Source organism: Deinococcus sonorensis KR-87, assembly GCF_040256395.1.
Classification (GTDB): domain Bacteria; phylum Deinococcota; class Deinococci; order Deinococcales; family Deinococcaceae; genus Deinococcus; species Deinococcus sonorensis.
Window position 1 is genome coordinate 121,069 of sequence record NZ_CP158300.1, and the last position, 26,409, is coordinate 147,477.

Genomic DNA, 26,409 nt, shown 5'->3' on the forward strand with positions numbered 1-26,409 from the left:
GGCCCCATGCCGAAACGCACCGCCACGCCCGCCGCACCTGTCGTCCTGAAGCCCATGGCCTTCGCCTTCGAGCACACCCAAGGGCAGATTCACCTCGCCACCGAAGTCGCCTGGACACCGGAAGCGCACATGCTGGTGAAGTCGATGAGCAGCGACCTGTACACGACGCAGAAGAAAAACCTGCCGACCCAGGACCTGCGGATGACCCTGCAGATCCGCGATGCAGGCGTGATCCGCACCGACACCTCGCTCGGCACGAAAGACAGCAGCACCGTGGCGTTCACCCGCACAGACGTAACCGGAGCCACCGCCGCGGCGAACGCGGCCGCCGCCGACTGGGCCCTGGGGACCCTCATGCCGCTGGTTGAGCCACCGGACCCGCAGGGGAAGCTGATGCCCGGGCGCGCCTCGGAACTGCGCAAGCTGGCATTGAACGGAAAGGCCATGCGGGCCAGAGAGGAACGCATGGCGGTGCTGTCCTGGGAGACCAACCGGCAGACCGGGACCGCGAAAGTGCCGTACGGCAGCCGGCAGTACGCCGCGCTCGCCGATCACGTCGCTGACCTGATCGAAGGGCACGAGATCTACCCGGGGCGCGGCCCGATGCGCCGCGCCATCCGCCGGGACCTCACCTCAAACGAGGTGGACCTGATGACCGACGTGATCACCCTGCCGCACGAGCGCGGGTACGACGTGCGCTTCAGCCTGGGCCTGACAGTCAGCGTCGAAACGTACCCCGGCCGGAAGCTGCCGATCATCAAGCTGCACCACCGGAAGTTCGTCTGGGCCCGCACGCCCACCGCCGGGCGCGAGAAACTCAGCGGGTACGTGCTGCCCGGTAGGGAAGCGCGGGCGCTGCGGTTCGAGCTGAGCAAGGACCTTGAACTCGGCCGGGACTATGCCCTGCTTGCGGACACCTACGGCCTGCCGAACCTCACCAGCGCTCAGCACCTCGCGATGACCGGCGTGTACGGCGAGCACTGGGTGATGATCACCCACAAAAACGGCCGGGCCGAGACCGAAGCGGCCATGACCGGCGTGACGGACCTGGACCGCCGTGACTCGTTCGCCCGCGTGGCTGATCTGGTGGCGCCGTTCGGCTTAACGCCCTGGACCGGCCTGCAGCGGATCGAGACCACCTCCCGCAGCGAAACGGACCTCGACGGCGGCTGGGCCGGTGCGTTCGGAACGAAGAAGAAAAAGGTCAAGTCGAAGAAGGCCCCGTCCCTGTTCGGCGAACCGGCGGAGACGGACACCACGCCCGAAGCGGTCGATCCGAAAAAAGCCGCGACGGCGCTGAGGACCCAGCAGGACAAGCTCAGTGAATGGGCCACGCGGATGCAGGCGAACATCGATGCGCATTACGGCGGCACGCACCAGATCGTGATTGCCTACGGCAAGAACCTTCACGATCAGGCCGCTGAGGCGGAACGGATCCTGCGGACCGTGCTGAAATCCGGCGCAACCATCCTCCTCAAGCGTCTGCCCGACGCGGTGCACGGTCGGATGAGGGACCTCCCGGGCGAGGAGCTGTCCAAACCCGGCGAACGGGCGAAGGTGCGCGCCCAGGCCTGGAAGCCGTTCATCGACATCCTCAATGCCCACCAGAAAGCCCACCCTGAAGCACCGATTCAGAGCGTGCTGATCCTCGCGGACCGCTGGTACGACGGAGTGCACGACGACGTGATCAACAAACGCGTCGCCCGCACCACCCTGAACGCCGCGCTCGGCGTGACGGTGCAGTACCTGCTGCCGATCCGCACCCGCCGCGGCACCAGCGTCCCAGACGAGGACGCCATGAATGACTTCCGAATGCGCACCATGAACGCCTGGCGGGACCTGGCCTGGAAGGGCCTCGGGAAGATGGACGGCATCGAAGAGAAATCCAGAGAGCTGATCGGCACCGCCGACCGGCCGGTGCTGGGCCTCGGCATCATCCGCGTGAACCGCAAGAAGCGCAACAAGAACGACGCGAGCTTCGTGCCGTACGCCATCGAACTCGACCCGGTCACCGGGGCGTGCTCCGGCGCGGTGCTGCTCGGCAAGGGCGACAGCGATCCCACGCCCACCGCGTTCCTGCCGCTGCCGCAGCTGCTCCGCGCGCTCAGCGAATACGGCCCAAGCATCCTCGCACGCGAAAAGAAAGCGTCCGAGACCAACAAGGCCCGGCAGGCGGCCACGCAGAAGTTCATGGCGAATATCCTGATCGAACGCACCAAGGTCCACCCGAGGCTGATCGTGCTCGCCGACGCCGAAACGCTGAACGGCAACTGGTCGTGGCTCAACGACGCGAACGTCAACCCGAACGACATCACCCTCGCCGGGCAGGACCACTTCGAAGGCAACTGCCCGGACGCGGCGTTCATCCGCATCCGCCAGGACGTCTCCCCGAAAGTCGTGCGCGACGCCCCGAAAGTCCGGATCATCGAAAACGGTGTGGAAGTCCCGGCGGCCGTGTGGAGTGACGCGGACCTGTACCGCGTGACCGACGCGAGCGACGACCTCCAGACGTACCTGTCGTTCGGCTCGAAGATCATCCAGCGGCCCCGCGGCATCAGCTCTCACCGGCCGGTGCAGGAAGCCGGGGCGAGCGAACCGCGCGGCCCGTACCTCGACGCGTACCAGACGCCCAACCCGATCGACGTAACCGTCATCCGTTCGGGCGGCCTGGACCCGGACGACCTGGCCCGCTTCGTCGAAGCGCTGCGGCGTGAATTCGCGCACTTCGGCAGCTGGATCATCGCGCCCGGACCGCTGCACTTCGCGTCGGCCCTCAAGGAGTACATTCCCGACTACGACCTGAGCGACGAGGACGAAGAGGCGGCGCAGGACCAGGAAGACACCTTCGACCCTGGAAGCGACCGGCTGTTCTGAGAACAACAGGCAGGACGCCAGCGACACTCGCTGGCGTCCTGCTGCCCGGTGAACTCGGGGGATTCAGGGACGCTGGTCGCTGAAGGTCAGCTGCGGGCGCGGGCCCAGGGTCGCGCCGGTCAGGGTGACGCCCGGCCAGGGCATGACCCTGGGGTATTCGAGCGTGAGAGAGCTGATGCGGCTGCCCCTGCTGACCTTCAGGTACACGTAGCTCCACGTCGGTCGGACGCACAGCACCGTCTCGGCGCAGTGCACCGACTCCCAGCCCTGAACGGTCACCTGCTGCCGCCCGACGTTCCGCGTTTCTCCGCGCTTTAGCGTGTCCTGCTGGCCAGCGGGTCGTCCCTCCGGCTGATCGGTCAAGGTTACGTGGTCGGGCGTCATCCGGACGACGCCGAGTCCCGACCACGGCTGAGGCGGCAGCGGGTCTAGGCTCACGACCGCCATCCGGGTGGTGGACCCGTCCTGAAGCCGCACCTCGGCCACCACATCGCTGATGCAGTTCTCGGTGGGTCCGCAGCGGTGGTCCTCCACCCGCAGGACCGTCATGACCAGGCCGCCCAGGCGGCCGGTTTCTCCCTCCCGCAGGGTGACCTGGGCGGCGCGCACGAGGGTAGTCAGAAGGAACGCGGCCAGGAGCAGGAAGCGCATGAACCCACTCTACAAGGCCGGCCTTCCATGCCCAGGCGGGGGTATCGATGAACTTGGGGGATCGCACGATGACTCGGTGAACGCGGCCGTTCCCCGACACGTCACCCGTACCCTGAAGCTGAGGCACCGCACTGCCGGCCTCGACCGCTCCGTACCAAGGCGAACTGCAGGGCGTGACCGCGTCAGGCGGGTAAGCGCAGACCTACGCTGGACGGGCAAGACGAAGAAGACTCAACCATTGGCCGTTGGTTCATTCCAACCCATGCCGAAATCAATAGAGGCACTTCGGAACGTTCTGAAGGCCCTCGGATTGGAAGTTCACCTGCAGATGAAGACCACCTGGGACGTCAGCCTCGCCGGGCGCATCCAGCGCGTCACCAGCAGCGCATGAGGGCAAGACGCCTTGCCCTGAATGGCGTGCGACCCGGGTTCTTCCGGCCAGGGTGACGTGATCGGTCTTCCCTACCCGGCAGGGATGACTTGGACCGTCACGCCGTGACGCCCGACCCGTTCCGCGTACCCGGCGCCGATGTCCGGTCAGAGCACCTGCGCGGTGGAGAACGCCAACGGGCAGGTCCGTGGCACGCACCAGAAGATGTACTGCAGCTCCGTCAGCCGCTGCCGGTCTTACTTCGCCGGCAGGCGCGTCAACACCAGATGCATCCGCGCGTCCAGAGAAAGGTCCGCGCCCACCGCGTCGAGTACTCGCCACACCCACAGCCGGGCCGGAGGGAGAGCGGCGTTACGTAGCGTGTCCGTGGTGATCGGCTTGCGCTACAGTCGCACCTGCAGACATTCAGGCACTTCTGTTCAACGCTATCCACGTGGCCGCGGGGACGGCGGGCACCTCACTTCGGAGCGGCAGGGATCACGCAGGTTCCAAGGTACAGCTGCACCAGCGCGTTCAGACGCTCAGCGTCACCGGTGTACAGAGCCGCGAGCAGCGGCGACTTCGCCAGCGCTTGCGCCTGCAGGGCGTTGGGAATCGCCTGTTGATTCAGACGCGCCAGATTGTCGGCAATCACCTTTCGGCTGTCCTTAAGGTCGCTCCGCGCCAACGCGATCTCGGAGAACAGCCTCTTGCAATAATCCGATTCCGACACCCTCGGCTGCGCCAGCGCGTCGGGGCTGGTCAGGCTGGCCGGAACGGCTAGCAGAGCGGCGAACAGCAGCATCTGAGCGGTGCGCATGAGCATATCGTCCTCCTGAATCCGCAGAGAAGCGCCGCGAGGAGCCTGTTCCCCACATCCAGGCGATCAGCGCGCCCACGCGGCAACCGGAGAGGCACGTTCAGCAAACACCCGGCGACGCCTGTGCCGCCTGAGTTTCATGAAGGCAAGCTTCATTCAGTTCGGCCCTTTCGTTAGCGTCGCCGATGGGGCAGCGCAGACGAAAGGTCACGCCGCACCGGCGCGCTCCCTCAAGCCCTGCGGGACTTCAGTAGCCGTTGTCGAACGGCTGCGCGTCCATGTATGTGGCGAACGGCACGTCGGAGGTGCTCGTCACGTGCATCACGTACCCGTTCGGGAAAGGCAGGTTCGATCCGGCATTGAGCCATTCGATGCCGCCAACCACGTCCATCGGCGTCTGATGCGCGCAGTCCGGGCCATACGCGGCGACCAAGGCCGGGTACGAATTGACCTCGTAGCCGTACACCCCGAACAGGTTGCCGCGGGTGCTGCCGAGCGTGTCCACGGTAATCCAGGCCTCGCCGTGCGCGGGCAGGAAGAAGGTGGTGCAGGCGTAGTTGAGTGTGGCCTCGGTGACCGGAACAGCCGGGACCGCTGGGGCAGTGACCGTCTGCGGGGCCTTGACCTGGTTGCCGCTGGTGTACGTCACGGCGAGCACGAGCTCATGCACCCCGAGGGTGGCGGGAACGTACGAGGTGCTCCAGCCGCCTGAGCGGCGCCGGGCCGCCCGTCTTCAACAGGCATATCAGGGCGCGCAGCCCGCGTTTCCGCAGCGCGGCGCTTTCGCGCCAGTCTTCCAGGTAGCACCGTCTCAGCCTGAAGCAGCTCGAGTGGCAGCAGGTCCAGGGGCTCGAACACCAGCCACGGCAGCGCTTCACGGCGCTCGAGCTTCTCAGCGCCAGCAGCGTCTGGCACTCAAGACGGCCATCGAGGCAACAGCACCGCGTCCGTAGCATCGAAGTGATGCCGCCGTTTCCCGTCACACCAGCCCCGTACCAACCGACGCCACGTCGGGGTGGTCTGCGCTGCATGACGGGTGGGTGGCGGCATCGCGGTAAACGGCGGCCAGTGCGCCTGCATCACAAGCTGGCCGCAGCGCGCGAGGAACCCGGCTGAAGCTGCCCGACCGAACCGCAGGCTTCCGCCTGTACGCCACGTCCACCGTCCCGACCATCAGTCCGACCTGCCATCACGAGGTCGGAGGGGAAGCTGTTGCCAACAATCACCCGCAAAACCCAGCGTTACAAACGGCTGCCCTGGCTGCTTCCGGACGACACGGTCGTCCCCGACGCCTGCTGGGACAGCCACGGAAACCGGTTGATGCGGGCCAAGCATGGCTTTCCCACCCTGGCCCGGGCGATGTCGGCATGCTTCGACCCGAAAACCGGGACGCTGGACATGGTCTCGCTCCTGTTCGAACACCTGGACCTGCAGGACGGAAATCCGTGGCTTCCCGATCACAACCGCGCGGCCCGGGCGGATCTCAACGATTTCGCAGAATTTCTGCGGCAGGAGGGGAAGCAGCCAGGCGTGCCGATGCTGCTCAACCTGGAACGGCAGGCGGGAGGTCACGGGACGCTCCACGACCATGGGCAAGCACCCGGGTGGGTGGGTCGGCTCATCGTCAAGCACCTGGGCGAGGACGCGATCTTCACGGCGAGTTCCGGGCGGCGCGTGTGGATCGGAGAGGTCAGGCCTCTTGATGGCGGCAAGGAGATCGGCGACCTCTGGACGTACGAGCAGAAGGTCGCCGATGCCGACGCGATCTGCTGGCAAGGCCGCAAGGCGAAGGACTGGCGTGCCGGGCAGAGGCGCTCGATGAAGCGGCGGCAGGAAGCCTGCGATGCCCGTCGGAACGAAGGTCTGTTTCGCCTGCCGTCGACGCGCATCAAAATCGACCTACCGGTGTTGCCTCGGCTCACTTCCCGCCAATTGCGCGCCTTGCGGCGGGTATTGCGCGGCAGTGCGCCAGCCATACCCGCAAGGAACTTTATCGCCTACCTGGACGCCGTGGCCGATTGGTCCGAAGGCCGCGTCCAGCCGCTGGTGATCACCCTGCTCGCGCTGGCGCTGCCCCTCCTGGGAAGCAGCCAGCGCCGAGCCGATGAGGCTTTCATACGCATGCCAAGCAGACCATCTGCCAGGGGTGGCAGGCGTGCGCCAGCACATCGAAGGCGGGTGGGTCGGGCACGGGAGCCGCCCTGAAGCGGCGGCCGTCGCCGCGCCGCACGTCCGAACGTCACCGCTCACCCTGGCCTGGAGGTTCCCAATGTAGTTCCTGTGGCTCCGCCCGAAACTCGGCAGCACCCACCCGTCCTACCCCTGCGGGTAGGACGGGTGGGTGCTGCCGATCGGACCGGACCGGTACGGTCTGGTCCGGTTCGGGCGGAGCCGCATCAGGGCAAGATGCCTTGCCCTGATGTGCTCACGCCGAAGCCACCCTGGCATCGTGACTCTCCAGACGTACCGCGCCAGGGGTAAACCACGTCCAGGACGCTGCAGACAAGCTGCAAGAACACAGAACAGGGTTTGAATCACCAGAGAAAGCCCACAGGTGCTTCGAGGAGCTCAACCATGCAGCCACAGACCTACATCCTGCCCATCGACCGCTCCGCCAACCCCGTCATTGAGCGGTGGGTCAAAGACGGGCAGCTGCGCGCCACGGACGAGCAGTTGCCCGGCACCAACGGCCGCGTCTACGCCCTCTCGCCCGCCCTTCTGTCCACCGTCTGCGCCGCCGACGACTTCCACCTCAACGTCGGCCGGGAGCGCATCGGGGTGCCCATCTACCGGATGCCCGAGTGGGAATACTCGTCAATCGTACGGGCCTCCGACACCTTCCATCAGCACCGGATCGCTCACCTGATTCAACCGCTGCTGGTGAGTCAGCAGGTGTTCCAGGCCGACCGCTGGATCGCGAATGTGATCGACGCCGTAGCGGGCGCGCCGCTCGTCGGCCCGCAGCCCCTGACCGTCGGTGAGCAATGGTCGGACGATGGCCGATTCGTCCCGGAGGCGACCCGGCTGATCCGCCGCCACGCCTTCTGGATGCTTCAGCTCGGCTTTGAGCTGCCGCCGACCCGGGATCTGGACGGTCATGGCTTGGTCCTCGGCATCGACGTCGGGCTGCGCCCGCTGGTGACGGTGGCGCTTGAAGGCGACGGCAGCTGGGCCACCGGCGGAATCGTCCGGTTCACGCCGGCCATCTGGCGGCAGCTTTCGGTCGCGGCGATAGCGGCCGGAGTCGACACGGTACTGGTCAAGCGGACGGCTCGGTTGCTCCGCTATTCGGCAGCCCGAGAGTTGATCGAGGAAGGGTTCCTGGTCCCGGTGGCGCAGACGGCGCGGGCGGTCGTGGCCGAGCGGCTGAACTACGCCGGCTTCGAACGGCACATCGTCCGTCAGATGCGCGAGGAGGCCATCCGCGACTTCCTGACCGCCTGGCTTCCCCAGCGGCTGCACGCCTGGGGCATCCAGTTCGTCCCAACGGATCCTGCCTTCACGTCCCGCGACTGCAGCCGCATCGGTTGCAATCACCGCAATCACCCCAGTGAAGAGGAAGAGCGAATCGAGATCTTCGTGTGCGAGCTCTGCGGGCACTCCATGAACATCCACGCCAACGCGGCGCTGAACATCCTGCGGCGCGGGTTGCCGGAAGTCCGCGGATGATCGACAGATCAGACCGCGATCCCTGGGCCTCCCTGCCCGCCGAGATCCGGGAGCTGACCTGCTGGCTCCCCTGGGTGGCGAGGCGCAGGGCAAATTCGAAGGTAGCGAAAATCCCGGTCCGGCGGCTCGGCCGCAGTCTGTATCCGGTCCGACCGACCGACCCTGATGCATGGTTGACCCACCAGGCCGCTCTGGACGAAGTCACCACCGGTCGGGCCAGCGGGATCGGCGTGTGTCTGCCCACGGGGATGTGCGTGCTGGACGTCGACGACGTGCTGATCAATGGCAGGCCTAGCCCCGAGATGCGCGCTCTGGTGGACGACGCCGCAAGCTGGACCGAGCTGTCGCCCAGCGGGCAGGGCCTGCATCTCTGGTTTTGCGCGCCGCAGGGCCTGCGACCAACACGTTCAGACGGCCTTGAACTGTTGACCTGCGGGCAGTACGTCACGGTGACCGGCATGCCGCTTCCGGGATCAGGGTGCGACCTCCAGCCGCTCCCACCGGCCCTGCAGGAACGCTTCGCGGAACGGCGACCAGTTTTCCCCCCTCGTTCAGTTCCGGTCCAGGCCATCGATGGAGACGACGCCGTCGCCCGCCACCTGCAGTCGGCCATCGAGCGTCAGCCGCGATTCCGCCAGCTCTTCCGTGACGGTGACACCTCCGCCTATGACAGTCACAGCGAAGCCGACCTCGCCCTGTGTCAGATGCTCCGCCGGCTGGTCGGACCAGACCTGGACATGATCGACCTGTGGTTTCGCCGGTCAGCCCTCGTCAGGGCGAAGTGGCTGGACGACGGTTACCGAGAGCGCACGATCGCGCTCACGCTGAGAAGTGGATGGACCGGCAGCCCTCCCCGCAACTCGGACTCGGCGTGACGAGGCGGCAACCGCGGCCACCTCGACCGGCGCCCGCGGCGCGACACCGTCAGTGCGATCATCAGGCCACAGACAAATCCGCAGTGCGCGAGGAGTGCCGGCTCAAGCAGCGGACGTAGCCCGACCAACACGGCGGCAGCCAGCGTCAACATCAGCAGAACAAGGCGGACCATCTGGCGGACCGGCTCGCCCCGCGCAGACAGTCGGGTGCCTGCCTCGTGGCCGAGCACACTCAGGCCGCCGAGGGCCAGGGTGAAAAGCACGTTGTGCCACAGCATCAGGCTCCAGACCAGCACGGCCAGCAGGAGCAGACCGAACAGCAGCCGCAGGAACGCAAACACTGACACACTTCACTGTACCGCGGGCAGCAGCACCGGGCCGTCAACAACGGGTCGGGAGAATAAATTATGCTCACCAAGCCGTTCGTCACTGTCATGATCCTGCTGCTGCTGCTGGCGTACCTCGGAGCGCTGGCGGTCAGCACAGCTCACCTGAGTCAGCTCTACGCCCTCTTCAATGCCGAGTTGCCGTACTGGGTCTCCATCGGCCTGGCCGTGGCGCTCGAGGCCGTCGCCTTCTTGTTTTCGATCATCAGCACGTCACTGGGCCGCCGGGCCGGTCCCTGGGCCGCCTGGGCCAGCACCTCGGCCCTGCTGCTGGTGTGGGGCGGCAACGGCTACGCCATGCGGCTCGCCGCACCGACACAGCCCCTGGCAGTGGTCCTCGCCGCGTCCTGCTTCGTACCGGTTTGTACCCTGTTCGCGGGCAAAGTGCTCGGCGGACTGTTCGGGCTGCTCGACGAGCTCAACGGGGAAAAGGTAGAGGTGACGAGGCACAGGGTTTCGGCGCCGATCACATCGGCAGCACTGACTCGACCGGAGTTGGGTGGGCCAGTGGTCGTTCGGAACCTCATAGACATAGATCGAAGCGCATTGCAGCAGGGGGGCGAGCGCCGGTCACCGACGCCGGTCGAGGTCACACTGCCGGTCGGTCCGCAAGCCGACGACCGTACCGCGACTGCAACCCGCAGGGAGCCTGACACGGCGCCGGCACGACTGGCGCAGGATCTGTCAGCGCCTTCGGTCGACACACCTTCGCAACCATTGGCCCGTCTGGACGCTGCCCCGCTCGACGTGCCGTCCCTCGACCATCCGGCATCGGTCCCCGAATCCGGGCACGCACCCTCCCATTCGGTCCCCGAATCTTCTCAGTCTGCAGCGGTGCGTGCGTCCCATCAGCCAAAAAAGATCTTGGACGTCGCAGGCGTCGGGGAACTCTCCGATCAGGCCATCCAGCGGGTGGGGCTGAGCCGCGAGGCGCTCAGCAATCTGGCCCAGCTCGTGCAGCTCGGGCAGCCGCCGACGACTCGGGCCAGACTGCTGAGCGCCGAGCAGGCCGTGCTGACGTGGGCCTATGTGACCGCCGGGACCAACCAGGACGCGAATGTCACCGTCAGCAAGACCGCACTGGCGGCAGAACTCGGCCTGGATAACAAAGAGTGGGTCGTGCGAGACGTCGCAAAGTCCGTCAAGACTATCCTGACGGCGTTCGGCAAGTCGTCCGTTGTCAATCCAGGATCAGCAAAAACGCCTCATGTGCAGGTGGCAGGCCAGCAGGGGAATCGACCTGAAGCTGGTCCTGGAGGCGATTCTTCCCTCCCGAGTTCTAAACTGCCGATGTCAACTTCGCCGAGCGGGTCGGAGGAACCATGAAGATGGCGCTGACGACCCGCCAGCAGAAAAAGGAGGTCAATCGGCTGCTGGCCGGGGAGCGGATCATGACGCTGGAGCAACTGACCCGGCTCGGCCTGCAGCGCGGGGTGGCGGCGATGGATCTGACGCTCGAGCTCCGGACGCTGCCGCTGAACCGGTCTCCGAAGCTGCTGGAGCGGACCTTCGTCGCGCTGAAGTACGAGACGCTGTACCGCCAGCCGACGCCGAAGTTGAAGCACCTTGCCCTGCTGGCCGAGGGAGCACGGCTCGTCGGGGTATCCCCGAGTGACTGGCGTGAGGTGACCACGCACGGGTCGGGGGCGACCCCCGACGCAGTCTGGATTCGGGGGCCGAGCGGGGCGGGGCTGGACTGGGCGCTGGAGGTCGACACCACCTATGGATGGGACAGGGTGGCGACCAAGTTCGGGGACTTCGGTCCCCGAGGGTTCCGGGTGCCCGGCCGTTCGGGGTCGGCGGCGCCCCTCGGGTACCGGGGGGTGGTGTGGATCGTGACCAACCGTCATCGGCAGGCCCGGGTCGGTCGCTGGCTTTACCGGGCTGGGTTCAGTGTGGCACCTCCCGGTCGGCCGCTGCCGCTGGGGGTGTCGGCATTCCGCTGGTCGGGGTCGGGCCAGACCCTGGAGGTGTGGGTGGTGTGCGCTCTGCTGTAGCGTTCAGCGCTTCGCTTTCTTCGGAACCTGAAGCTGTACGGTCAGCAGGGGCGGCAGCGGCAGCGGCCACCCGTCCAGCAGGTGACCCGGGCGGTGCTGGATCCAGTGGTCGGCGTTGAGCTCCTGGCTGAGCGTCCGGTACGCCTCCGGATCCTGAGCCCCGACGATGAGCGGTCCGACGTATGGCAGGTGCAGGGCGATGTGGTCCCTGAGTGTTCGGCGGACATCACCTTCGTCGGGATCCGGGACCGCGGCGAGGCACAGGCACGCTCCGGCATCGGGACGGTCACGTAACACCCGGGCAGAGAGAGGCGCCGCAAGGAGCCCGGGGGGGCGCATGTACACCGCGTCGGGGAGACGCTGGCTGTCCAGGCGCCAGCGGTGAAAGGTGAAGTCCACTGCCTCCAGCTGGGCGCGCAGCATGGCCACCGCGAGCACCTGACCGAGTTCACGCGGCGTGGTCGCCTCGCAGGCATCCCAGACGCCGTGGGGAGCGGCGGCGTTGATCCCGACCGCCCGACCGACCGCCGTGTCGACCTGGCGGAGCATGCCGGCGCGGACCAGCCGGCGGCGAAGCACCGGGTCTGGAGCGGTCAGGCCAGTCAACGGCAGCAGCTTCCGGTCTTGCGCCACGTCCAGCAGCGCGGTTTCATCCAGGCTGAGGCGCGGATCAGCGGGCATGGTCATCCTGAAAGGGCAGCCGCAGCACGAGGGCGCGCTGCCCTTTCGGCCCCTGGTGCTTCTCGAGCCGTTTGAGGCACCTGGGATCGAGCGTGCCGACGATGAGGTGGTAGGCTCCGTCCTTCAGCAGCCGGTGTGTCTGGAGCAGGTCTCGGGCGCGGCCGCGGGAGATCCCGCCTCCAGAGATCGTCGAGACCACCAGGGCTGGCACCCGCGCCTGAGTCAAGCCGAGCAGTGTGCCGGGCACCTGCATCGTCATGGCTGTCGGCACTCCCCACCGTTCACCCGGGCTGGCCAGCTCGGACTGCCCTTTGACCTGGTAGCGGCCGATTGCGCCGCCCTGCGCCTCGAGCCACAACCTGAGGGTGGCCGAGCTGGCCGCGTCTGTTACCGTCCCGGGACCATGAACACTCCAGGTCCCGGAGACTGCGCAGGGATGGAGGGTGTAACACGGTCCAATCAGCGTGTGCGTGATGGTCAGTTCGTTCTGAGCGAGCAGGTCCCTGGCAATGAGGCGTTCGTAGTCCGTGAGCACCTGATCGGGGAGAGCGAAGTACTCACAGTGCAGCCGGAGCACGCCATATTCTTCGTCGGAGGTTGGCATGCCTGAGTCTACGAAGGCACTGTTTACGCCCCGAGCGGTCAAGCTCGCAAGAAAAGCAACACGAGGAGGGGGCTTGTAGGGCAGCCGGGCAGGGAGATCGGGGTTAAGCGGTGTACCCACCATGTGCCGGAACTTCCCGGGCCTGCCCGAGAAATACCAGGGTTTCCAGCAGTTCTTCGGCCCGGCCTTCGCCCACGCCTTTGAAACTCCGGGCGACCTGCTGCACTGTGAGGGGCCGCGCGGCGCTCCGCAGCAGCTGGCGCACCACCCGCGACTGTTCGGCCAGCCGCAGCGGGAAGGCCGGGATCTGCTCAGCCGCCACCGGCAGCACCGCCACTTCCAGGCCCAGCCCCTCCTGCACTACGCTCCCGGGGTTCTGGTACGCCGGGCGCAGCCACTGCACGATGTCCTTGCGCTCTCCGGCAGCCCGCTGCTCGTTCAACGCCATTAGATTGCTGAGCAGCTGCTGCGTGGAGAGCGTCCCGGTCCAGCCGTAGGCGGCTGCTACCAGTTCGTCCAGTTCGTCGTGAAGCCTCTTCAATAGAGTGACCAGCCCCCGATCATGGACGTCCTGCTCTTTCTTGCTGAGAGGCTCACCCGCCCGAAGTCGTTCCAAGACGTTGTACAGGTCCGTCATCCCCAAGTCAGGGTGCAGGGCCAGTCGGGCTTTGCGGTGATCGTCAAGGGCCTGTGCCTTCTCACGGATGGCCGCTTTCTGGCTGGATGTTGCCGCCGGGAAAGGAAAGGTCTCAAAGCAACGGGTCTTGTTGTAGCGAGGGTCGTTTCCTACACCGAGTCGACTGCCTTGGGCCATCGCCCAGACGACATGAGTCCGGCTACTCAGCACTCCGAGTACGTATGCGTCCTCATCCGCAACGACCACCAGCATGTTGTCAGGCAGCACGCTGGCGTCCAAGAACTGGAAGAACCGATGTTTGCTGGTCTCCACGGTGGCGATGTAACGCGGCAAACCGAACAGCTGATTTCTCAGCTTCGGATTTGTCTCACCGAACAGCCACCAGTTCGCCTTTCGACTCGCCCTTTTATTCTGATCTCGCTCAGGTTTCACGGCCAGCAACAGGTGCTGAAAGACTTCTGGGAAGCGTTCCCGCACTTCAGCTTCGGTGAGCCCGAACAGATCAATGACCATGACGTTCCGACACTGTGAAGTCAGGTCGCGGCCGTTGCGGTAGTGGCGTATGTGCCGCTCCAGCCCCGGAATTCGGCCCAGCCCAAGTTGCGTCGCCTGTCCCGGGGTGATGATGAAGCCACTCCCGAACAGTTGCACGCCGCGGTTACTGAGGTTTTCGTTGGCCCGAAGTTCGACAGCAGCAGTCAGGTCCGTTCCCACCGTAAGGTCGGGATTGATACGCCCGGTCTCCTCAACGACGACCACGGTGTACTCGCCGTTCTCACTGACCCTTTCTTCGATCACCCTCTCGATCAGCCCGTCCCGCTGACCGCGTTCCACTACTGTCATGGCAATGCGCACGGCGGCCCCGTCGGACTCGTCTACCCACGGGTGATCCGGCACGGCGTACACCAAGCTCAGCCCCATGCCGGTCAGCCGCTCCTCGACCACGCGACGGTTGAAGGTCTGCTTGATGCTGTTGGTGGTCACGAAGCCGAACCGCCTCAGGCCTGCCTTCTGGCTACGGCCGAGATCCAGGGCGGCAGCGGCCTTATGCCACCAGTACATCACGAAGTCGCTGCTGTCCGGCACGCCGGGTACTCTTTTGCTCTGCTTGTAGGTGGCGCGGAGGGCCTCGACGTAGCCACTGCCTAGGGTTTCGCGCATTGGCCCGGCCCCGATAAAGGGCGGGTTGCCGACGATGAAAGACGCCTCCGGCCACAGGGCCCGGGATGGTTGCAGGTATTCCATGTCGGGCACCAGGGCGTTCAGGTCCGGCACGCTATGGCCACTGGCAGGGTCGATGGTCCGGGTGACCCCGTCCCAGTGGGTGAGCTTCTTTCCCCGGTCGTCCTTGCGGATCCGAGTCTGACGGTAGCTCAACACCGCGTCGGTTTGGCGGATGTTCTTCAGCGCTTTGAGAATCGGTTCAGGCGGCGCGGGCTTCTGGTGGGTGCGGGCGTAGATCTGCAGGTAGCCGATCCACAGCACCAGGCTCGCGACGCTGGCAGCGCGGTCGTTGATCTCCAGGCCCAGGAAGTTCTCGGGGCTGACGTCGATCAGCTGAGGCTGACCACCCAGGCTCAGCAGGACCTCCTGCGCTTCAGACTCCAGGCGTTTGATCAGTTCCATGCTGACGTACAGAAAGTTACCTGTTCCACAGGCTGGATCCAGCACCCTGACCTGCCGCAACCCGGCTAGAAACGCTTCGACCTTGCCGACGGCCTTGAGCCTCGCATTCTGATCGGCTTCAACGCTCTCGCCCGCCGATTCCAGGTCGCGTTGCACCTCGACGAGAACACCGCGCCAGTCCTCACGCAGCGGCTCCATCACTACCCGGTTCACCAGCCGCTCGACGTAAGCGCGTGGGGTGTAGTGCGCCCCGAGGCGGTGCCGTTCACGGACGTCCAAGGCGCGCTCGACCAGCGTGCCGAAGATGCTGGGCTCGACCTCGCTCCAGTCCGATTCAGCTGCGTGGATCAGGAGGTCCAGCTGCTCGGCAGTCACGGGCAGCACCTCAGGGTTCTCGAACAGACCGCCGTTAAATTTCAGGATCTTCGACCGCAGAAAGGCACTGAGGCCACCGCTGGCCATGGCCTCCCAGAGTTCCTTCATCAGCGGCACGAAGTTCTCCGGTGTATTCTTCACGCTCTTCAGCGCCTTGGTGAACTCTCCCCTGGGAATCAGGTCCATGTCTTCGGCGAACATGGTGAAGATCATCCGCATTAAAAAGGTGCTGACCTGCTCGGCAGTGAAGCTCGGCTGCCCGTCGGCGGTGCGTGAAGCTTCCAGGCTTTTGCCGATTTCAGCCAGCCAGGTGGTTACCTTCCGGGTGACGCGGGCGGCGTGGCGCGACGGGTCGAGGCTTTGCGGGTCGAGCCAGATGGTCCGCAGCCGCTCCCGCACCTCCGCTTTCTCGAGATCGGCCAGCGGAATGCGGTGGTTCCGGGCGGTGGGGAACGGCAAGTAGGTGCCTCCGGAGCGCGAGAACTCACTGTAGACCTCGATCACGTGTCCGACATCCACGACCAGGATGAACGGCGGGCGACCTTCATCTACGGGCAGAAAGCGAACATAGGCTTCGGCCTGCTCCTTGGCCCGCACCATGCTGGTGTCCCAGGTCTTCGTCCCGCGCACCCCATGGCCGCGCTTCTTGCGTGGGGCCTTGCCGGTGCTGGTGCGCGCTGCGTTCACGCTGGCCTCCTCGGCCTCGACGCCCTGCTTGGTTTCCAGCACGAAGCTGCCCTGACGGTACAGGTCCAGGAAGCGGCTGGTGTGGCTGCCGTCCGTAAAGACCTCCTGCACCTCGCGCTCGAAGACGTAAGTACCTTTGCCAGACGAGGTGGAGGGGTCAGGCCGGGGCACGCCGAGCAGCTCGCATAGTTCGATCAGGAACGACGCGTAGTTGGCCCGCTCGCTGCCACCGGAAGCTTTCCAGCGTTGAATGAAAGTGTGAGGGTCGGTGGACAAGGTGGGTCTAGGCTAGCGCAGCGAGGGAAGCGCGATCTGTGCAGTTACCGCCCTGTGCAGGTGCATCAGTCTTTCTCCATCAGGTTCGACAGGGCCAAGTCAGCTCCCGGAGGGCGACCTGTGAACATGGTCAGGTCTGCTGGATGCCGCGGTAGGATCAGGGTGTACGAAAATTCAGGAGGTCGAGATGGCTGACAAGAAGACGAGTCCGAAAGCTGCCACCGCCGCATCCGCTGTGCTCCGTGATGGTCGCACGGGCCCGAAATCCAAGACTGCTGCCGCCAGTGCGTTGGCACAGACCGGACCGGCTAAGAAGGCGCCTGCGAAGAAAGCAGCGAAGAAGTAGGCGGTTCCTCGCTGGAGATGCGCCCGGGCACTTGCCCGGGCGCTCTGTTGCTTACTGGTTGGACGTGGCGCCAGAAACAAAATCCTGCCGTCGCTGAACTGAAGGTTAAGCTGACCGCCGAACCCGGCATCAGCTACCTCACGCAGGTCATGCCTGGTCCGGCCGGCACCACGGCCATCTGCACCAGGGCGTACGCACTGCGCCGCTGATCCTTGCGGCACGCCAAGCACGATAAGACATCCCCCTTTCGAGGGGGCTTTTTCATGCTCGTCAATACCTTGAATCTGGATGCATGGCGCTGCGTCACCACCTACCTGTTGACAGCGGGATAGGTTGCAGGCATGGATAACACACCGATCGATTCAGCGCCTTAGGCGCACAGGAGCAACACCATGTCAGAGCAGCAACAGATTCACCCCGACTTCTTGACGGTCCCGCAGGTGGCCCGTCGACTGCAGCTGGGCAGGAACACCGTGTACGGCCTGATCCGTACCCGGAGCATCCCGAGTGTCCGCATCGGCCGCAGCATCCGCATCAGCCGCCCCGTGCTGGAACGCTGGTTGGCACAGGTCGATGGCCAGCTGGTCGAGGTCGGGCAGTGACCCGGAGCATGGATGGGTCAGGCAGCGTCTACGCGCTGCCCGACGGCCGGTACAGGTACCGCGTGACCATCACCGACGGTGGCCGCCGGTACCGGATCGTCCGCCCGGTGGTCAACACCGCGCAGGAGGCTGAGGCGGGCCTCCTGCAGGCCCGGGAGCGCGGCACTCTCAGCCCGCTGGCGGCGCAGTGACGCGGCGCGCGAATGGTGAAGGCGGCATTGCCAGGCTGCCGGACGGCCGGTTCCGGTATCGCATGACCATCGTCGACAGTGGCCACCGCCGCCGAATCGTGGGTCCGGTCGTTACCACGAAGCAGGAGGCCGAGGCAGGCCTCCTGCAGGCCCGGGCGGCCCGGGAGCGTGGGACGCTCAGCCCCCCGACCGTCATCACGTTCGGGGAGTGGATCGACCACTGGCGGGACCAGCACGCACCGACCGTGGCTACCAGCACCGCGGGGGTGGTACGCGACTACCTCAGCATCTACGTCGACGAACCGATCCGCCGGGTCAGGCTCCAGGCGGTGACGGTGCAGGTCCTGCGTCAGTTGGACGCCCGCCTGGTCTCGCGTGGCCTGGCCGTATCGACCCGCAGCAAGATCATGGGCCTGGTCCGGGCGGCGCTCCGCCTGGCGGTGGAAGACGGGTTGATCCTCAGCACCCCTGGCGACCTGGTGAAGGTTAAACAGACGGCGATCGATCTCATGCGCGTCGACAAAAAGAGGGCACTGACGCCGGAGGAGGTGCGTCGGCTGTTTGCGGCGGCTGACGGCCACTGGTTGGAGGTGATGGTGACCATCCTGTTCGCCTTGGGTCTCCGGCGCGGGGAGGCGCTCGGCCTGCGGTGGAGCGATATCAACTGGAAGTCCGGCACCGTGCGGATCGAGCAGCAGCTCCGCATGTCGGCTGGTCAAGCCGAGCTGGCGCCGCTGAAGACGAAGTCGTCCCGCCGGACCCTGGGGATGGACAGCTTTCTTCGGGCGGCCCTGATCCGCCAGCAGGAGCGGCAGGCGGAGTGGAAGGCCGCCTGTGGGGTGTTGTGGACGGACAGCGGCCTAGTGATCACTACCGAGACCGGCCACTGGGTCGACCCGCGGGTGCCAAACCGGGTGTTCGGCCTCCTGGCCCGGGAGGCCGGCATCAAGCGCCTGTCGACGCACAGCGGGCGGCACACCAACATCTCCGGTCAGATCGCGGCCGGTGTCCCGATCGCGGTGGTGGCAGCCAGGGCCGGACATCGGGACGGCACGGTCACGGCAAAGGCGTACATCACGGTGATGCAGGATCAGATTCGGGCCGGAGGGTTCGACCTCGGTGGCTACCTCGGCCATCAACTCGATCAGGATCCAAAATAAACCTCATTGGTACACACAGTGGCACAACCTCCGTTTCAAACGGATGATAGACAGCAGAAAGCGCCCTCTCACAGGGCGCTTTCTGCTTGTCCTATCGGCTGGGCGGACTACTTCAGCCAGGTGGTCCGCAGGCCCAGGTAGCTGGTGTTCGGGTAGTGCTGGTAACCCTGCACGCGCGTGCCGGCCGCCTCGTACTGGGTGCTGGAGTACAGGAAGACCATCGGGCTCTGGTCCACCAGCCGCTTCTGCACCTGAGCGTAGATGGTTTTGCGGGCTGCCGGGTCGCTGGTCTGCCGGCCCTGGTCCAGCAGCTTGTCGAGGGTGGCGTCCTTGAAGTTGGTCAGGTTGCCGCCGCTGTCGGAGGCGAAAGGGGTGTACAGGTAGTCGTCCGGGTCGCCCTGCCCGCTCTCGCCCAGGATGGTCGCCATGTAGTTCTTCTTCAGGATGTCCGGCAGGTACACGCTCCACTCCAGCGCCGTGATGTTGACCTTGATGCCCAGCGGGGCCAGCTGCGCCTGGATGATCTCGGCGGGCGCCCGCAGGAAGTCGTAGGTGCTGGTCACCTTCAGCTCCAGCGTGAAGCCGTTGGGGTAGCCGGCCGCGGTGAGCAGCGCCTTGGCCTTGGCGAGGTCCGGCTTGCCGTAGCTGGGGTCGGGCGCGGCGTAGTAGCTGCCGTTGGGGAGGGTGGTGCCGCGCGCGGGCAGGCCGCCCGCTCCCAGCAGCGCCACGTCCACGATCTCCTGGTTGTTGACGGCGTACGCGATGGCACGGCGCACCCGGGCGTCGGTCAGCGGCTTCTGGTTCACGTTGAAGAACAGCGCGCGGTAGTTGGCGCTGGGGCCGCCCAGCACCCGCACCTGCGCGTTGCCCTGCAGCGTCTTGATGTCGGTGGACGGCACGTACTCGATCCAGTCCACCGTGCCGGTCCGCAGCGCCGTGACGCGGGCGGTGGCGTCCGGCAGGTAGCTGTAGGTGATGCCGTCCAGGTACGGGAGCTTGTTGCCCTTGGCGTCGCGGCCCCAGAAGTTCGGGTTGCGCTTGAGCACCATGCGCGTCTGCGGCAGGTACTCGCTGAACATGAAGGGACCGGTACCCACCGGTTTGGTGTTGAGGGTGGTGGCCGCTTCCTTCGGCACGATCACGTTCAGGCTGAAGGCCAGCTTGCTCAGGAGCGGCGAGTACGGCTTGCTGAGCGTGATGACCACCGTCTGCTTGGTGGGGGCGGTCACGCTCTTGACCAGCTCGAAGTCGCCGCTGCGGGGTGACTTGGTGGCCGGGTCCTTGATGCGGTTGATCGAGTACACCACGTCGCTGGCCTCCAGCGCACGGCCGTTGTGAAACTTCACGCCGCTGCGCAGCGTGAAGGTCCAGGTCAGGCCGTCCTTGCTGGCGGTCCAGCGGGTGGCCAGCGACGGCACGATTTTGCCGCTGCTGTCGAACGCCACCAGCGTGTCGTAGACGTTCTCCAGCTGGTTGCGGGTGGAGGTGGCCTCGGTGACGTGCGGGTCCAGGCCCACCGGGTCGGCCTGCATCCCGGCGCGCAGGATGCCGCCGCTGGTCTGGGCGTAGGCGGTGACCGGCACGGTCAGGCCCAGGGCGAGGCTTACGAGGACGGCGGTGCTCAGGGTACGGGACTGCTTCATGGGTTCCCTCCAGCGCGCCCAGACGCGGGCGCAGATGCGGATTAACGGTTCAGGCGCGGGTCCAGGGCGTCGCGCAGCGCGTCGCCCAGCAGGTTGAAGCCCAGCACGGTCAGCATGATGGCCAGGCCGGGGCTGATGGACATCCAGGGATTGGTTTCCAGAAACGGGCGGCCGTCGGCGATCATCTGGCCCCAGGCGGGGGCGGGCGGCTGGGTGCCGAGGCCCAGAAAGCTGAGCGCCGCCTCCGCCAGGATCGCGTAGGCCAGCCGCAGCGTGATCTCGACCAGCACCGGTCCGGCCGCGTTGGGCAGCACGTGCCGCCACAGCAGCCGCCGGTCGGTGGCGCCCAGCGCGGTGCTGGCCTCCACGTACATCGCGTCGCGGGTGCGCAGCACCGCCGCCCGCACCACCCGGGTGAAGGGGGCAGCGTAGGCCACCGCGATGGCCAGCGTCAGGTTCCAGAAGCCGCCGCCCAGGAACGCCAGCAGGGCGATGGCCAGCAGCACCGCTGGGAACGCCAGGAAGATGTCGGTGACGCGCATGATGACGGTGTCGACCCAGCCGAGGTAGTACCCGGCCAGCGCCCCCAGACTGCCGCCCACCGCCAGCGCCAGCGCCACGCTGATAGCGCTGACCGACAGGCTGATGCGGCTGCCGTAGATCACGCGCGACAGCAGGTCGCGGCCGTACAGGTCGGTGCCGAGCAGGTGGCGCAGGCTCGGCCCCTGCATCCGGTCGACCGGCATGTACCCCACCGGGTCGTAGGGCGCCAGATGCGGGGCCAGCAGCGACGCGGCCACCACCAGCACCGTGAGCAGCAGCCCGATCACGCCCCCGGGCGAGCGGAAGAACAGCCGGGCGGCGCGGCGGGCCGGGGACTGCACCCGGGCCGGCCGGGCCAGCACCGTCACGAGAACACCACCCGGCGGTCAATCAGCAGGTACAGCACGTCCACCAGCACGTTCACCAGCACAAAGCTCACGGCGATGAACAGCACCGCCCCCTGGACCACCGGGTAGTCGCGCAGGTTGATCCCTTCCAGCGCGTAGCGGCCCACGCCCGGCAGCCCGAAGATCTGCTCGATGATCACCGCGCCGCCCAGCAGGCTGCCTACCTGCAGGCCCACCACCGTCACCACCGGGATCAGGGCGTTGCGCATGGCGTGGCGGTACACCACCACCCGCTCGCGCAGCCCTTTGGCACGGGCAGTGCGGACATAATCCTGACCCAGCACCTCCAGCAGACTGGCGCGCACGATGCGGGTCACGGCGGCGGCCAGCCCCAGGCTCAGCGCCAGCGACGGCAGGAACAAGGAGCGCAGGTTCTGGCCCAGCGACTCGGGCAGCGGCACAAAGCCGTTCGGCGGAAACACCCGCCACGTCAGGCTGAGCAGCAGAATCAGCAGCAGCGCCAGCCAGAACTCTGGCGCGGCCAGCCCGATCAGCACGAAGCTGCTCGACAGCACGTCGGCGGCCTTGCCCCGGTTCAGGGCAGCCGTGACGCCCAGCGGCACCCCGATCAGTAGGGCCATCAGCAGCGCCAGCACCGTCAGTTCCAAAGTGACCGGAAAGCGCAGCATCAGGTCAGTGAAGACCGGGCGCGCGGTGCGCAGGCTGACGCCCAGGTCACCGTGCAGCAGCGCACCAAGCCACGTCCCGAACTGCACCGGAATCGGCTGGTCCAGCCCGAACAGCCGCCGCATCTCGGCCTGCTGCTCGGGGCTGACGTTGCCTTCCAGCCCGATCAGGTTGGTGACCACGTCGCCCGGCACCAGCCGGATCAGCGCAAAGACCAGCACGCTGACGCCGAAGGCTGCAAACAGCGCCAGCAGCAGCCTGCGGGCCAGCCAGCCGGCGCTCATCGGCGCTCCAGCAGCAGGTAGCTGAGCGTCACCTCCTCCAGCACCACCGCGCGGTGCCGCTCGCCGGCCGGGATGAAGGTCACGTCGCCGGCCGCGAGCTCGTACTCCCGCCCGCCGCTGACCGCGCGCATCCGGCCGGTGTGGATGAACGACACCTCGTCCTGCTCGTGCTCGGTTTCCGGCAGCTCGGTGCCGGCGGGAAAGCTCAGCCGCCCGAAGGTGGCCGGCAGGTGCTGAAAGCGGCGCTGGTCGTCATGAACGTTGAGCAGTTCCATGGGCCCTCCAGAACAGCAGAAGTGGAGCGAACTACAGCAGCTTGGGGGTGCCGACCCACAGGATCACCGTTTCGGACCCGCTGGGATTGGCCCAGGCGTGCGGGGTGGTGCTGGCGTGCTGGGCGCTGTCCCCGGGATGGAGCGTGTGCCGGTCCTCGCCCACCTGCAACTGCAGGGCACCCTGCAGCACGTACAGAAATTCCTCGCCCAGGTGGGTGGTCAGCGGCGAGCTGAACCCCGCCTCGACGTGGATCATCATCGGTTCCAGTTCCAACCCCTGGCCCCGGCCCGCCAGACTCTTGATGCGGAACGGAATCTCCTGCACGCTCAGGTAGGTATCGTCGGTGCGGCGCACCACCACCGCCTGATGCTCGGGATCGGAGATGAAGTAGTTCAGGCTGACGCCCAGAGCGCGGGCGATGCCGGCCAGTGAGGTGACGGTCGGATTGGCCTGGTTGCGTTCCAGCTGCGAGAGGTACGGGACAGACAGACCACAGGTCTCGCTGACGTCCCGGAGGGTCAGCGACAGTTGACGGCGACGGGCGCGAATGCGGGAGCCGAGCTGCAGAGCCACCACCCCTCCACCTGCGTCCTGCGCCGCGAGGCGGCCGGGATCAGGTGGCTCAACCTTAGTTAACTTTTTCTGAAATGTCAAAATTTTTCTGACACCTGCCAGGAGCCCTCTGACGCCGCCGCATCGCTTAGAGTGAGCGGCATGACCCAATCAGCAAGTCTGCGCACGCCCGACCCCGCCGGCACGCTGTCCGGCCGGGTGGTTCTGGTGACCGGCGCCGCCAGCGGCATCGGCCGCGCGATTGCCCTCACGGCGGGCGCGGCGGGCGCCCGGGTGGTGGTGTCGGACCAGCAGCCGCAGGGCCAGGACACGGCCGACCTGCTGCAGCAGCAGGGACACCCGGCGATCTTCGTGCCGTGCGACGTGGCCGACCCGCAGGCGGTGGAGCGGCTGGTGCAGGCGGCGGTGGCCGAATACGGTCAGCTGGACGTGCTGGTGAACAATGCCGGCATCGCGGGCGGCGGGGTACTGGCCCATGAGCTGGGCATCGACGCCTGGGATCGGGTGCTGGCCGTCAACCTGCGCGGCCCCTTCCTGTGCGCCCGCGCCGCCCTGCCGCACCTGATGGCCTCGCGCGGGGCGATGGTCAACATCGCCTCCACCTACGGCCTGATCGGGGCGCCGCTGTCGGCCGCGTACTGCGCGTCCAAGGGCGGGGTGGTGAACCTGACCCGTCAGCTGGCGGTGGATTACGGCCCGCACGGGGTGCGGGTGAATGCCGTGTGCCCCGGCTACATCGACACCGACATGGGCGGTCACCGGGCCCGACTGGAGCCGGCGCAGCGGGAGGCGGCCCAGGCGCGGCGCGAACGCAATGCGGCCCGCCAGCCTTTGGGACGGCAGGCCCAGCCGGAAGAGGTGGCGCGGGTGGTGGCCTTCCTGGCGTCGGACGCGGCCTCCTTTATGACCGGCGCCATTGTGACGGTGGATGGGGGCTGCACCGCGACGTTCAACCACGGCGACAGCTGAGCGCAGCCAGCGCCGGCGCAGAGCCATTGACAGCGCTCCCACGGGTCGGTACTTTAACGGTAAAGATAAGCCGGTCGTCCACGGTGGGTCAGCCTGCGCCGGGTGGCGGGTGTGCCCGCCGTCCATGGTCCGGCCCGAATGATCACCTCTTCCGACTGCCGCCGGTTCCGGAAACAGAGCCGGGGCACCGTCCCTGACCGGCGCCCGCACCTCGCCCTGCGCCGTCCGCCCCGCCCTCTTTCCCAGGAGCCCGACCATGACCCAGACCCCACCGATCGCGCCGCAGCGTCCGCTGCTCGACCCCGACGGCCAGCAGTTCGTGGAGCAGCTGCTCGCCCGCATGACGCTCGACGAGAAGATCGGCCAGATGACCCAGCCGGAGAAGAACAGCGTCAAACCCGGCGACGTGGCGCGGCTGGCGCTCGGCTCGGTGCTGAGCGGCGGCGGCGGCAACCCGGACCCCAACACACCGGAGCACTGGCGCGAGATGGTGCTGGGGTTCCGGCGCGAGGCGCGGCAGTCGCGGCTGGGCATTCCGCTGATCTACGGGGTGGACGCGGTGCACGGCCACAACAATCTGCACGGCGCCACCATCTTCCCGCACAACATCGGGCTGGGCGCCGCCCGCAACCCGGACCTGGTGCGGCGCATCGGGCGGGCCACCGCGCGGGAAGTGGTGGCCACCGGGGTGCGCTGGGACTTCGCCCCGGCTGTCAGCATTCCGCAGGACATCCGCTGGGGCCGCAGCTACGAGGGCTACAGCCAGAATACCGAGGTGGTGGCGGAACTCGCCTGCGCCTACATTGAGGGGCTGCGCGGCGAGGCGTGGCACAGCCGCGTAAGCGTGCTGCCGAGCGTGAAGCACTTCGTGGCGGACGCGGCCACCACCTGGGGCAGCAGCACCCGGGTGGACCGCCAGCAGCTGGAACTGGACCGCACGCTGGCCATCTCGCAGGTGGGCGAGCAGTTCATGCAGTTGCTGGACCTGGGCGCGTGGCAGAGTGACCAGGGCAACAGCGAGATCGACGAGGCCACGCTGCGCCGGGTGCACCTGCCGCCCTATCAGGCGGCCATCGAGGCGGGCGCCATGAACGTGATGGCGTCCTACAGCAGCTGGCAGGGCCTCAAGATGCACGGGCACCGCTACCTGCTCACCGAGGTGCTGAAGGGTGAGCTGGGCTTCCAGGGCTTCGTGGTGAGCGACTGGGAGGGCATCCAGCAGGTGCACCCGGACTTCCGCGAGAGCGTGGTGCGCTCGGTCAACGCCGGCATCGACATGGTGATGGTGCCGTTCGACTACGAGGGCTTCATCTCTACGCTGCGCGAGGCGGTGGAGGCCGGCGACGTGAGCGCCGAGCGCATTGACGACGCGGCGCGGCGCATCCTGAGCGTCAAGTACGCGCTGGGGCTGTTCGAGGACGACGACGAGCCGGCCGTGCCGCTGGACGAGGTGGGCTGCGCCGAGCACCGTGAGCTGGCGCGCGAAGCGGTGCGGCAGACGCTGGTGCTGCTGAAGAACGAGGGAGGCGCGCTTCCGCTGGACCCGGGGGCGGAACTGCTGGTGGCCGGCGCGGCTGCCGACGACGTGGGCGCGCAGTGCGGCGGCTGGACCATCAGCTGGATGGGCGGGCACGGCGACGTGACGCCCGGCACCAGCCTGCTGGCCGGGCTGCGCGCGGCCGCCAGCGACCCCGCTCAGGTTCACTACGCGCCGGACGGCCGGGTGGACCGCCGCTACCGCTCGGCCCTGGTGGTGATCGCGGAGGAACCCTACGCCGAGGGCATGGGTGACCGCAGCTCGCTGGCGCTGACCGAGGAGCAGCGGGCGCTGCTGACGCGGGTGCGGGCGCAGGCCGAGCAGATGACAGTGCTGCTGCTGTCCGGCCGCCCGAACATCGTCAGTGAGGAGCTGCCGTCCTGGGACGCCTTTGTGGCCGCCTGGCTGCCCGGCAGCGAGGGCCAGGGCGTTGCCGACGTGCTGTTCGGCCAGTTCCCGTTCAGCGGACGGCTCGAATACACCTGGCCGCGCTCGAACGACGACCTGGTGGCCCCCGCCGACCCGCTGTTCCGCCCGGGCGACGAACTGACCACCGGCTGAGCCCGCTCTGGGCAAGGCCCTCTGCTCTCCCCGGCCCTCCTCACCTTCCTCTGCCCAAAGACATCAGGGTCGCGGAGCCCCCCGCTCCGCGACCTTGAGGTCAGCATGCATGAGGGGTCGTGAAACCGCTGTGCATGACGGCCGGGTGCCGTGCAGCCGCTT

23 protein-coding genes are annotated in these 26,409 nt (G+C 66.9%); 11 read left to right on the forward strand and 12 right to left on the reverse strand.

The features are described from left to right. The first annotated feature begins 6 nt into the window (after nt 1-6). A complete protein-coding gene (locus ABOD76_RS20705; protein ID WP_350245607.1) occupies nt 7-2,874 on the forward strand; it encodes an RNaseH domain-containing protein in 2,868 nt (955 codons plus the stop codon). 63 nt (nt 2,875-2,937) lie between these two features. Here ABOD76_RS20705 and ABOD76_RS20710 read toward each other — a convergent pair whose 3' ends face one another. The 3 genes from ABOD76_RS20710 to ABOD76_RS20720 all read right to left on the reverse strand — a co-directional run bounded on the left by ABOD76_RS20710 (nt 2,938) and on the right by ABOD76_RS20720 (nt 5,373). Further along, complete coding sequence (locus ABOD76_RS20710) at nt 2,938-3,525, reverse strand: hypothetical protein (RefSeq protein WP_350245608.1); 588 nt, start codon at nt 3,523-3,525, stop codon at nt 2,938-2,940. 848 nt (nt 3,526-4,373) lie between these two features. Beyond that, nucleotides 4,374-4,721 carry a hypothetical protein gene (locus ABOD76_RS20715; RefSeq protein WP_350245609.1) on the reverse strand — a complete coding sequence of 116 codons (348 nt, stop codon included), beginning with the start codon at nt 4,719-4,721 and terminating at the stop codon, nt 4,374-4,376. 241 nt (nt 4,722-4,962) lie between these two features. Beyond that, the gene (locus tag ABOD76_RS20720) at nt 4,963-5,373 is read right to left on the reverse strand and encodes a hypothetical protein (protein ID WP_350245610.1); all 411 of its coding nucleotides are present in this window, start codon (nt 5,371-5,373) and stop codon (nt 4,963-4,965) included. A gap of 554 nt (nt 5,374-5,927) precedes the next feature. On the opposite strand from ABOD76_RS20720, the gene ABOD76_RS20725 reads away from it, so the two are divergent. From ABOD76_RS20725 to ABOD76_RS20735, 3 genes are all read left to right on the forward strand, one after another. Further along, nucleotides 5,928-6,920 carry a hypothetical protein gene (locus tag ABOD76_RS20725; protein WP_350245611.1) on the forward strand — a complete coding sequence of 331 codons (993 nt, stop codon included), beginning with the start codon at nt 5,928-5,930 and terminating at the stop codon, nt 6,918-6,920. Between the two features lie 369 nt (nt 6,921-7,289). Beyond that, entirely contained in the window at nt 7,290-8,384 is a 1,095-nt protein-coding gene (locus tag ABOD76_RS20730; protein ID WP_350245612.1) for a zinc ribbon domain-containing protein, read from the forward strand. Next, nucleotides 8,381-9,259: a phage NrS-1 polymerase family protein gene (locus ABOD76_RS20735; protein WP_350245613.1), complete on the forward strand. Its 879-nt coding sequence runs from the start codon at nt 8,381-8,383 to the stop codon at nt 9,257-9,259. The genes ABOD76_RS20730 and ABOD76_RS20735 overlap by 4 nt, the downstream gene beginning before the upstream one ends. Here the strand turns inward: ABOD76_RS20735 and ABOD76_RS20740 are convergent. Continuing rightward, nucleotides 9,181-9,606 (reverse strand): hypothetical protein, encoded by a 426-nt coding sequence (locus ABOD76_RS20740; protein WP_350245614.1) that lies wholly within the window; start codon nt 9,604-9,606, stop codon nt 9,181-9,183. The two genes, ABOD76_RS20735 and ABOD76_RS20740, sit on opposite strands and share 79 nt — an antisense overlap. A gap of 60 nt (nt 9,607-9,666) precedes the next feature. Here ABOD76_RS20740 and ABOD76_RS20745 point away from each other — a divergent pair, with 60 nt between their 5' ends. Together ABOD76_RS20745 and ABOD76_RS20750 are read left to right on the forward strand one after the other, a co-directional pair. Continuing rightward, on the forward strand, nt 9,667-10,971 hold the full coding sequence (locus ABOD76_RS20745) for a hypothetical protein (RefSeq protein WP_350245615.1): 1,305 nt from the start codon (nt 9,667-9,669) through the stop codon (nt 10,969-10,971). Beyond that, nucleotides 10,968-11,642, forward strand: a complete 675-nt coding sequence (locus ABOD76_RS20750; protein ID WP_350245616.1) for a hypothetical protein — start codon at nt 10,968-10,970, stop codon at nt 11,640-11,642. The genes ABOD76_RS20745 and ABOD76_RS20750 overlap by 4 nt, the downstream gene beginning before the upstream one ends. A 3-nt stretch (nt 11,643-11,645) precedes the next feature. Here the strand turns inward: ABOD76_RS20750 and ABOD76_RS20755 are convergent, their stop codons facing one another. From ABOD76_RS20755 to ABOD76_RS20765, 3 genes are all read right to left on the reverse strand, one after another. Then, on the reverse strand, nt 11,646-12,329 hold the full coding sequence (locus ABOD76_RS20755; protein ID WP_350245617.1) for a hypothetical protein: 684 nt from the start codon (nt 12,327-12,329) through the stop codon (nt 11,646-11,648). After that, nucleotides 12,313-12,927 carry a hypothetical protein gene (locus tag ABOD76_RS20760; RefSeq protein WP_350245618.1) on the reverse strand — a complete coding sequence of 205 codons (615 nt, stop codon included), beginning with the start codon at nt 12,925-12,927 and terminating at the stop codon, nt 12,313-12,315. Before ABOD76_RS20760 ends, ABOD76_RS20755 begins: the two co-directional genes overlap by 17 nt. A gap of 103 nt (nt 12,928-13,030) precedes the next feature. After that, the gene (locus ABOD76_RS20765; protein ID WP_350245619.1) at nt 13,031-16,528 is read right to left on the reverse strand and encodes a class I SAM-dependent DNA methyltransferase; all 3,498 of its coding nucleotides are present in this window, start codon (nt 16,526-16,528) and stop codon (nt 13,031-13,033) included. A gap of 738 nt (nt 16,529-17,266) precedes the next feature. Here ABOD76_RS20765 and ABOD76_RS20770 point away from each other — a divergent pair. From ABOD76_RS20770 to ABOD76_RS20780, 3 genes are all read left to right on the forward strand, one after another. After that, complete coding sequence (locus ABOD76_RS20770; RefSeq protein ID WP_350245620.1) at nt 17,267-17,476, forward strand: helix-turn-helix domain-containing protein; 210 nt, start codon at nt 17,267-17,269, stop codon at nt 17,474-17,476. A 62-nt stretch (nt 17,477-17,538) separates the two neighbouring features. After that, the gene (locus tag ABOD76_RS20775) at nt 17,539-17,667 is read left to right on the forward strand and encodes a hypothetical protein (RefSeq protein ID WP_350245621.1); all 129 of its coding nucleotides are present in this window, start codon (nt 17,539-17,541) and stop codon (nt 17,665-17,667) included. A 62-nt stretch (nt 17,668-17,729) separates the two neighbouring features. Then, entirely contained in the window at nt 17,730-18,827 is a 1,098-nt protein-coding gene (locus tag ABOD76_RS20780) for a tyrosine-type recombinase/integrase (RefSeq protein WP_350245622.1), read from the forward strand. Nucleotides 18,828-18,934: 107 nt separating this feature from the next. Here ABOD76_RS20780 and ABOD76_RS20785 read toward each other — a convergent pair whose 3' ends face one another. Genes ABOD76_RS20785 through ABOD76_RS20805 form a run of 5 tightly spaced genes read right to left on the reverse strand, consistent with a single transcriptional unit; the run spans nt 18,935 to nt 23,180 of the window. Then, nucleotides 18,935-20,470, reverse strand: coding sequence for an ABC transporter substrate-binding protein (locus ABOD76_RS20785; RefSeq protein WP_350245623.1), 1,536 nt, complete (start codon nt 20,468-20,470; stop codon nt 18,935-18,937). A gap of 41 nt (nt 20,471-20,511) precedes the next feature. Then, entirely contained in the window at nt 20,512-21,381 is an 870-nt protein-coding gene (locus ABOD76_RS20790) for an ABC transporter permease (RefSeq protein WP_350245624.1), read from the reverse strand. Next, nucleotides 21,378-22,331 (reverse strand): ABC transporter permease, encoded by a 954-nt coding sequence (locus ABOD76_RS20795; RefSeq protein WP_350245625.1) that lies wholly within the window; start codon nt 22,329-22,331, stop codon nt 21,378-21,380. Before ABOD76_RS20795 ends, ABOD76_RS20790 begins: the two co-directional genes overlap by 4 nt. Then, complete coding sequence (locus ABOD76_RS20800; RefSeq protein WP_350245626.1) at nt 22,328-22,606, reverse strand: cupin domain-containing protein; 279 nt, start codon at nt 22,604-22,606, stop codon at nt 22,328-22,330. Before ABOD76_RS20800 ends, ABOD76_RS20795 begins: the two co-directional genes overlap by 4 nt. Before the next feature lie 31 nt (nt 22,607-22,637). Then, nucleotides 22,638-23,180, reverse strand: a complete 543-nt coding sequence (locus tag ABOD76_RS20805; protein WP_350245627.1) for a helix-turn-helix domain-containing protein — start codon at nt 23,178-23,180, stop codon at nt 22,638-22,640. A 141-nt stretch (nt 23,181-23,321) separates the two neighbouring features. Between ABOD76_RS20805 and ABOD76_RS20810 the strand changes: the two genes are divergently transcribed. After that, nucleotides 23,322-24,149: an SDR family NAD(P)-dependent oxidoreductase gene (locus tag ABOD76_RS20810; RefSeq protein WP_350245628.1), complete on the forward strand. Its 828-nt coding sequence runs from the start codon at nt 23,322-23,324 to the stop codon at nt 24,147-24,149. 256 nt (nt 24,150-24,405) lie between these two features. Further along, entirely contained in the window at nt 24,406-26,247 is a 1,842-nt protein-coding gene (locus ABOD76_RS20815) for a glycoside hydrolase family 3 protein (RefSeq protein ID WP_350245629.1), read from the forward strand. The last annotated feature ends 162 nt before the right edge of the window (nt 26,248-26,409 follow it).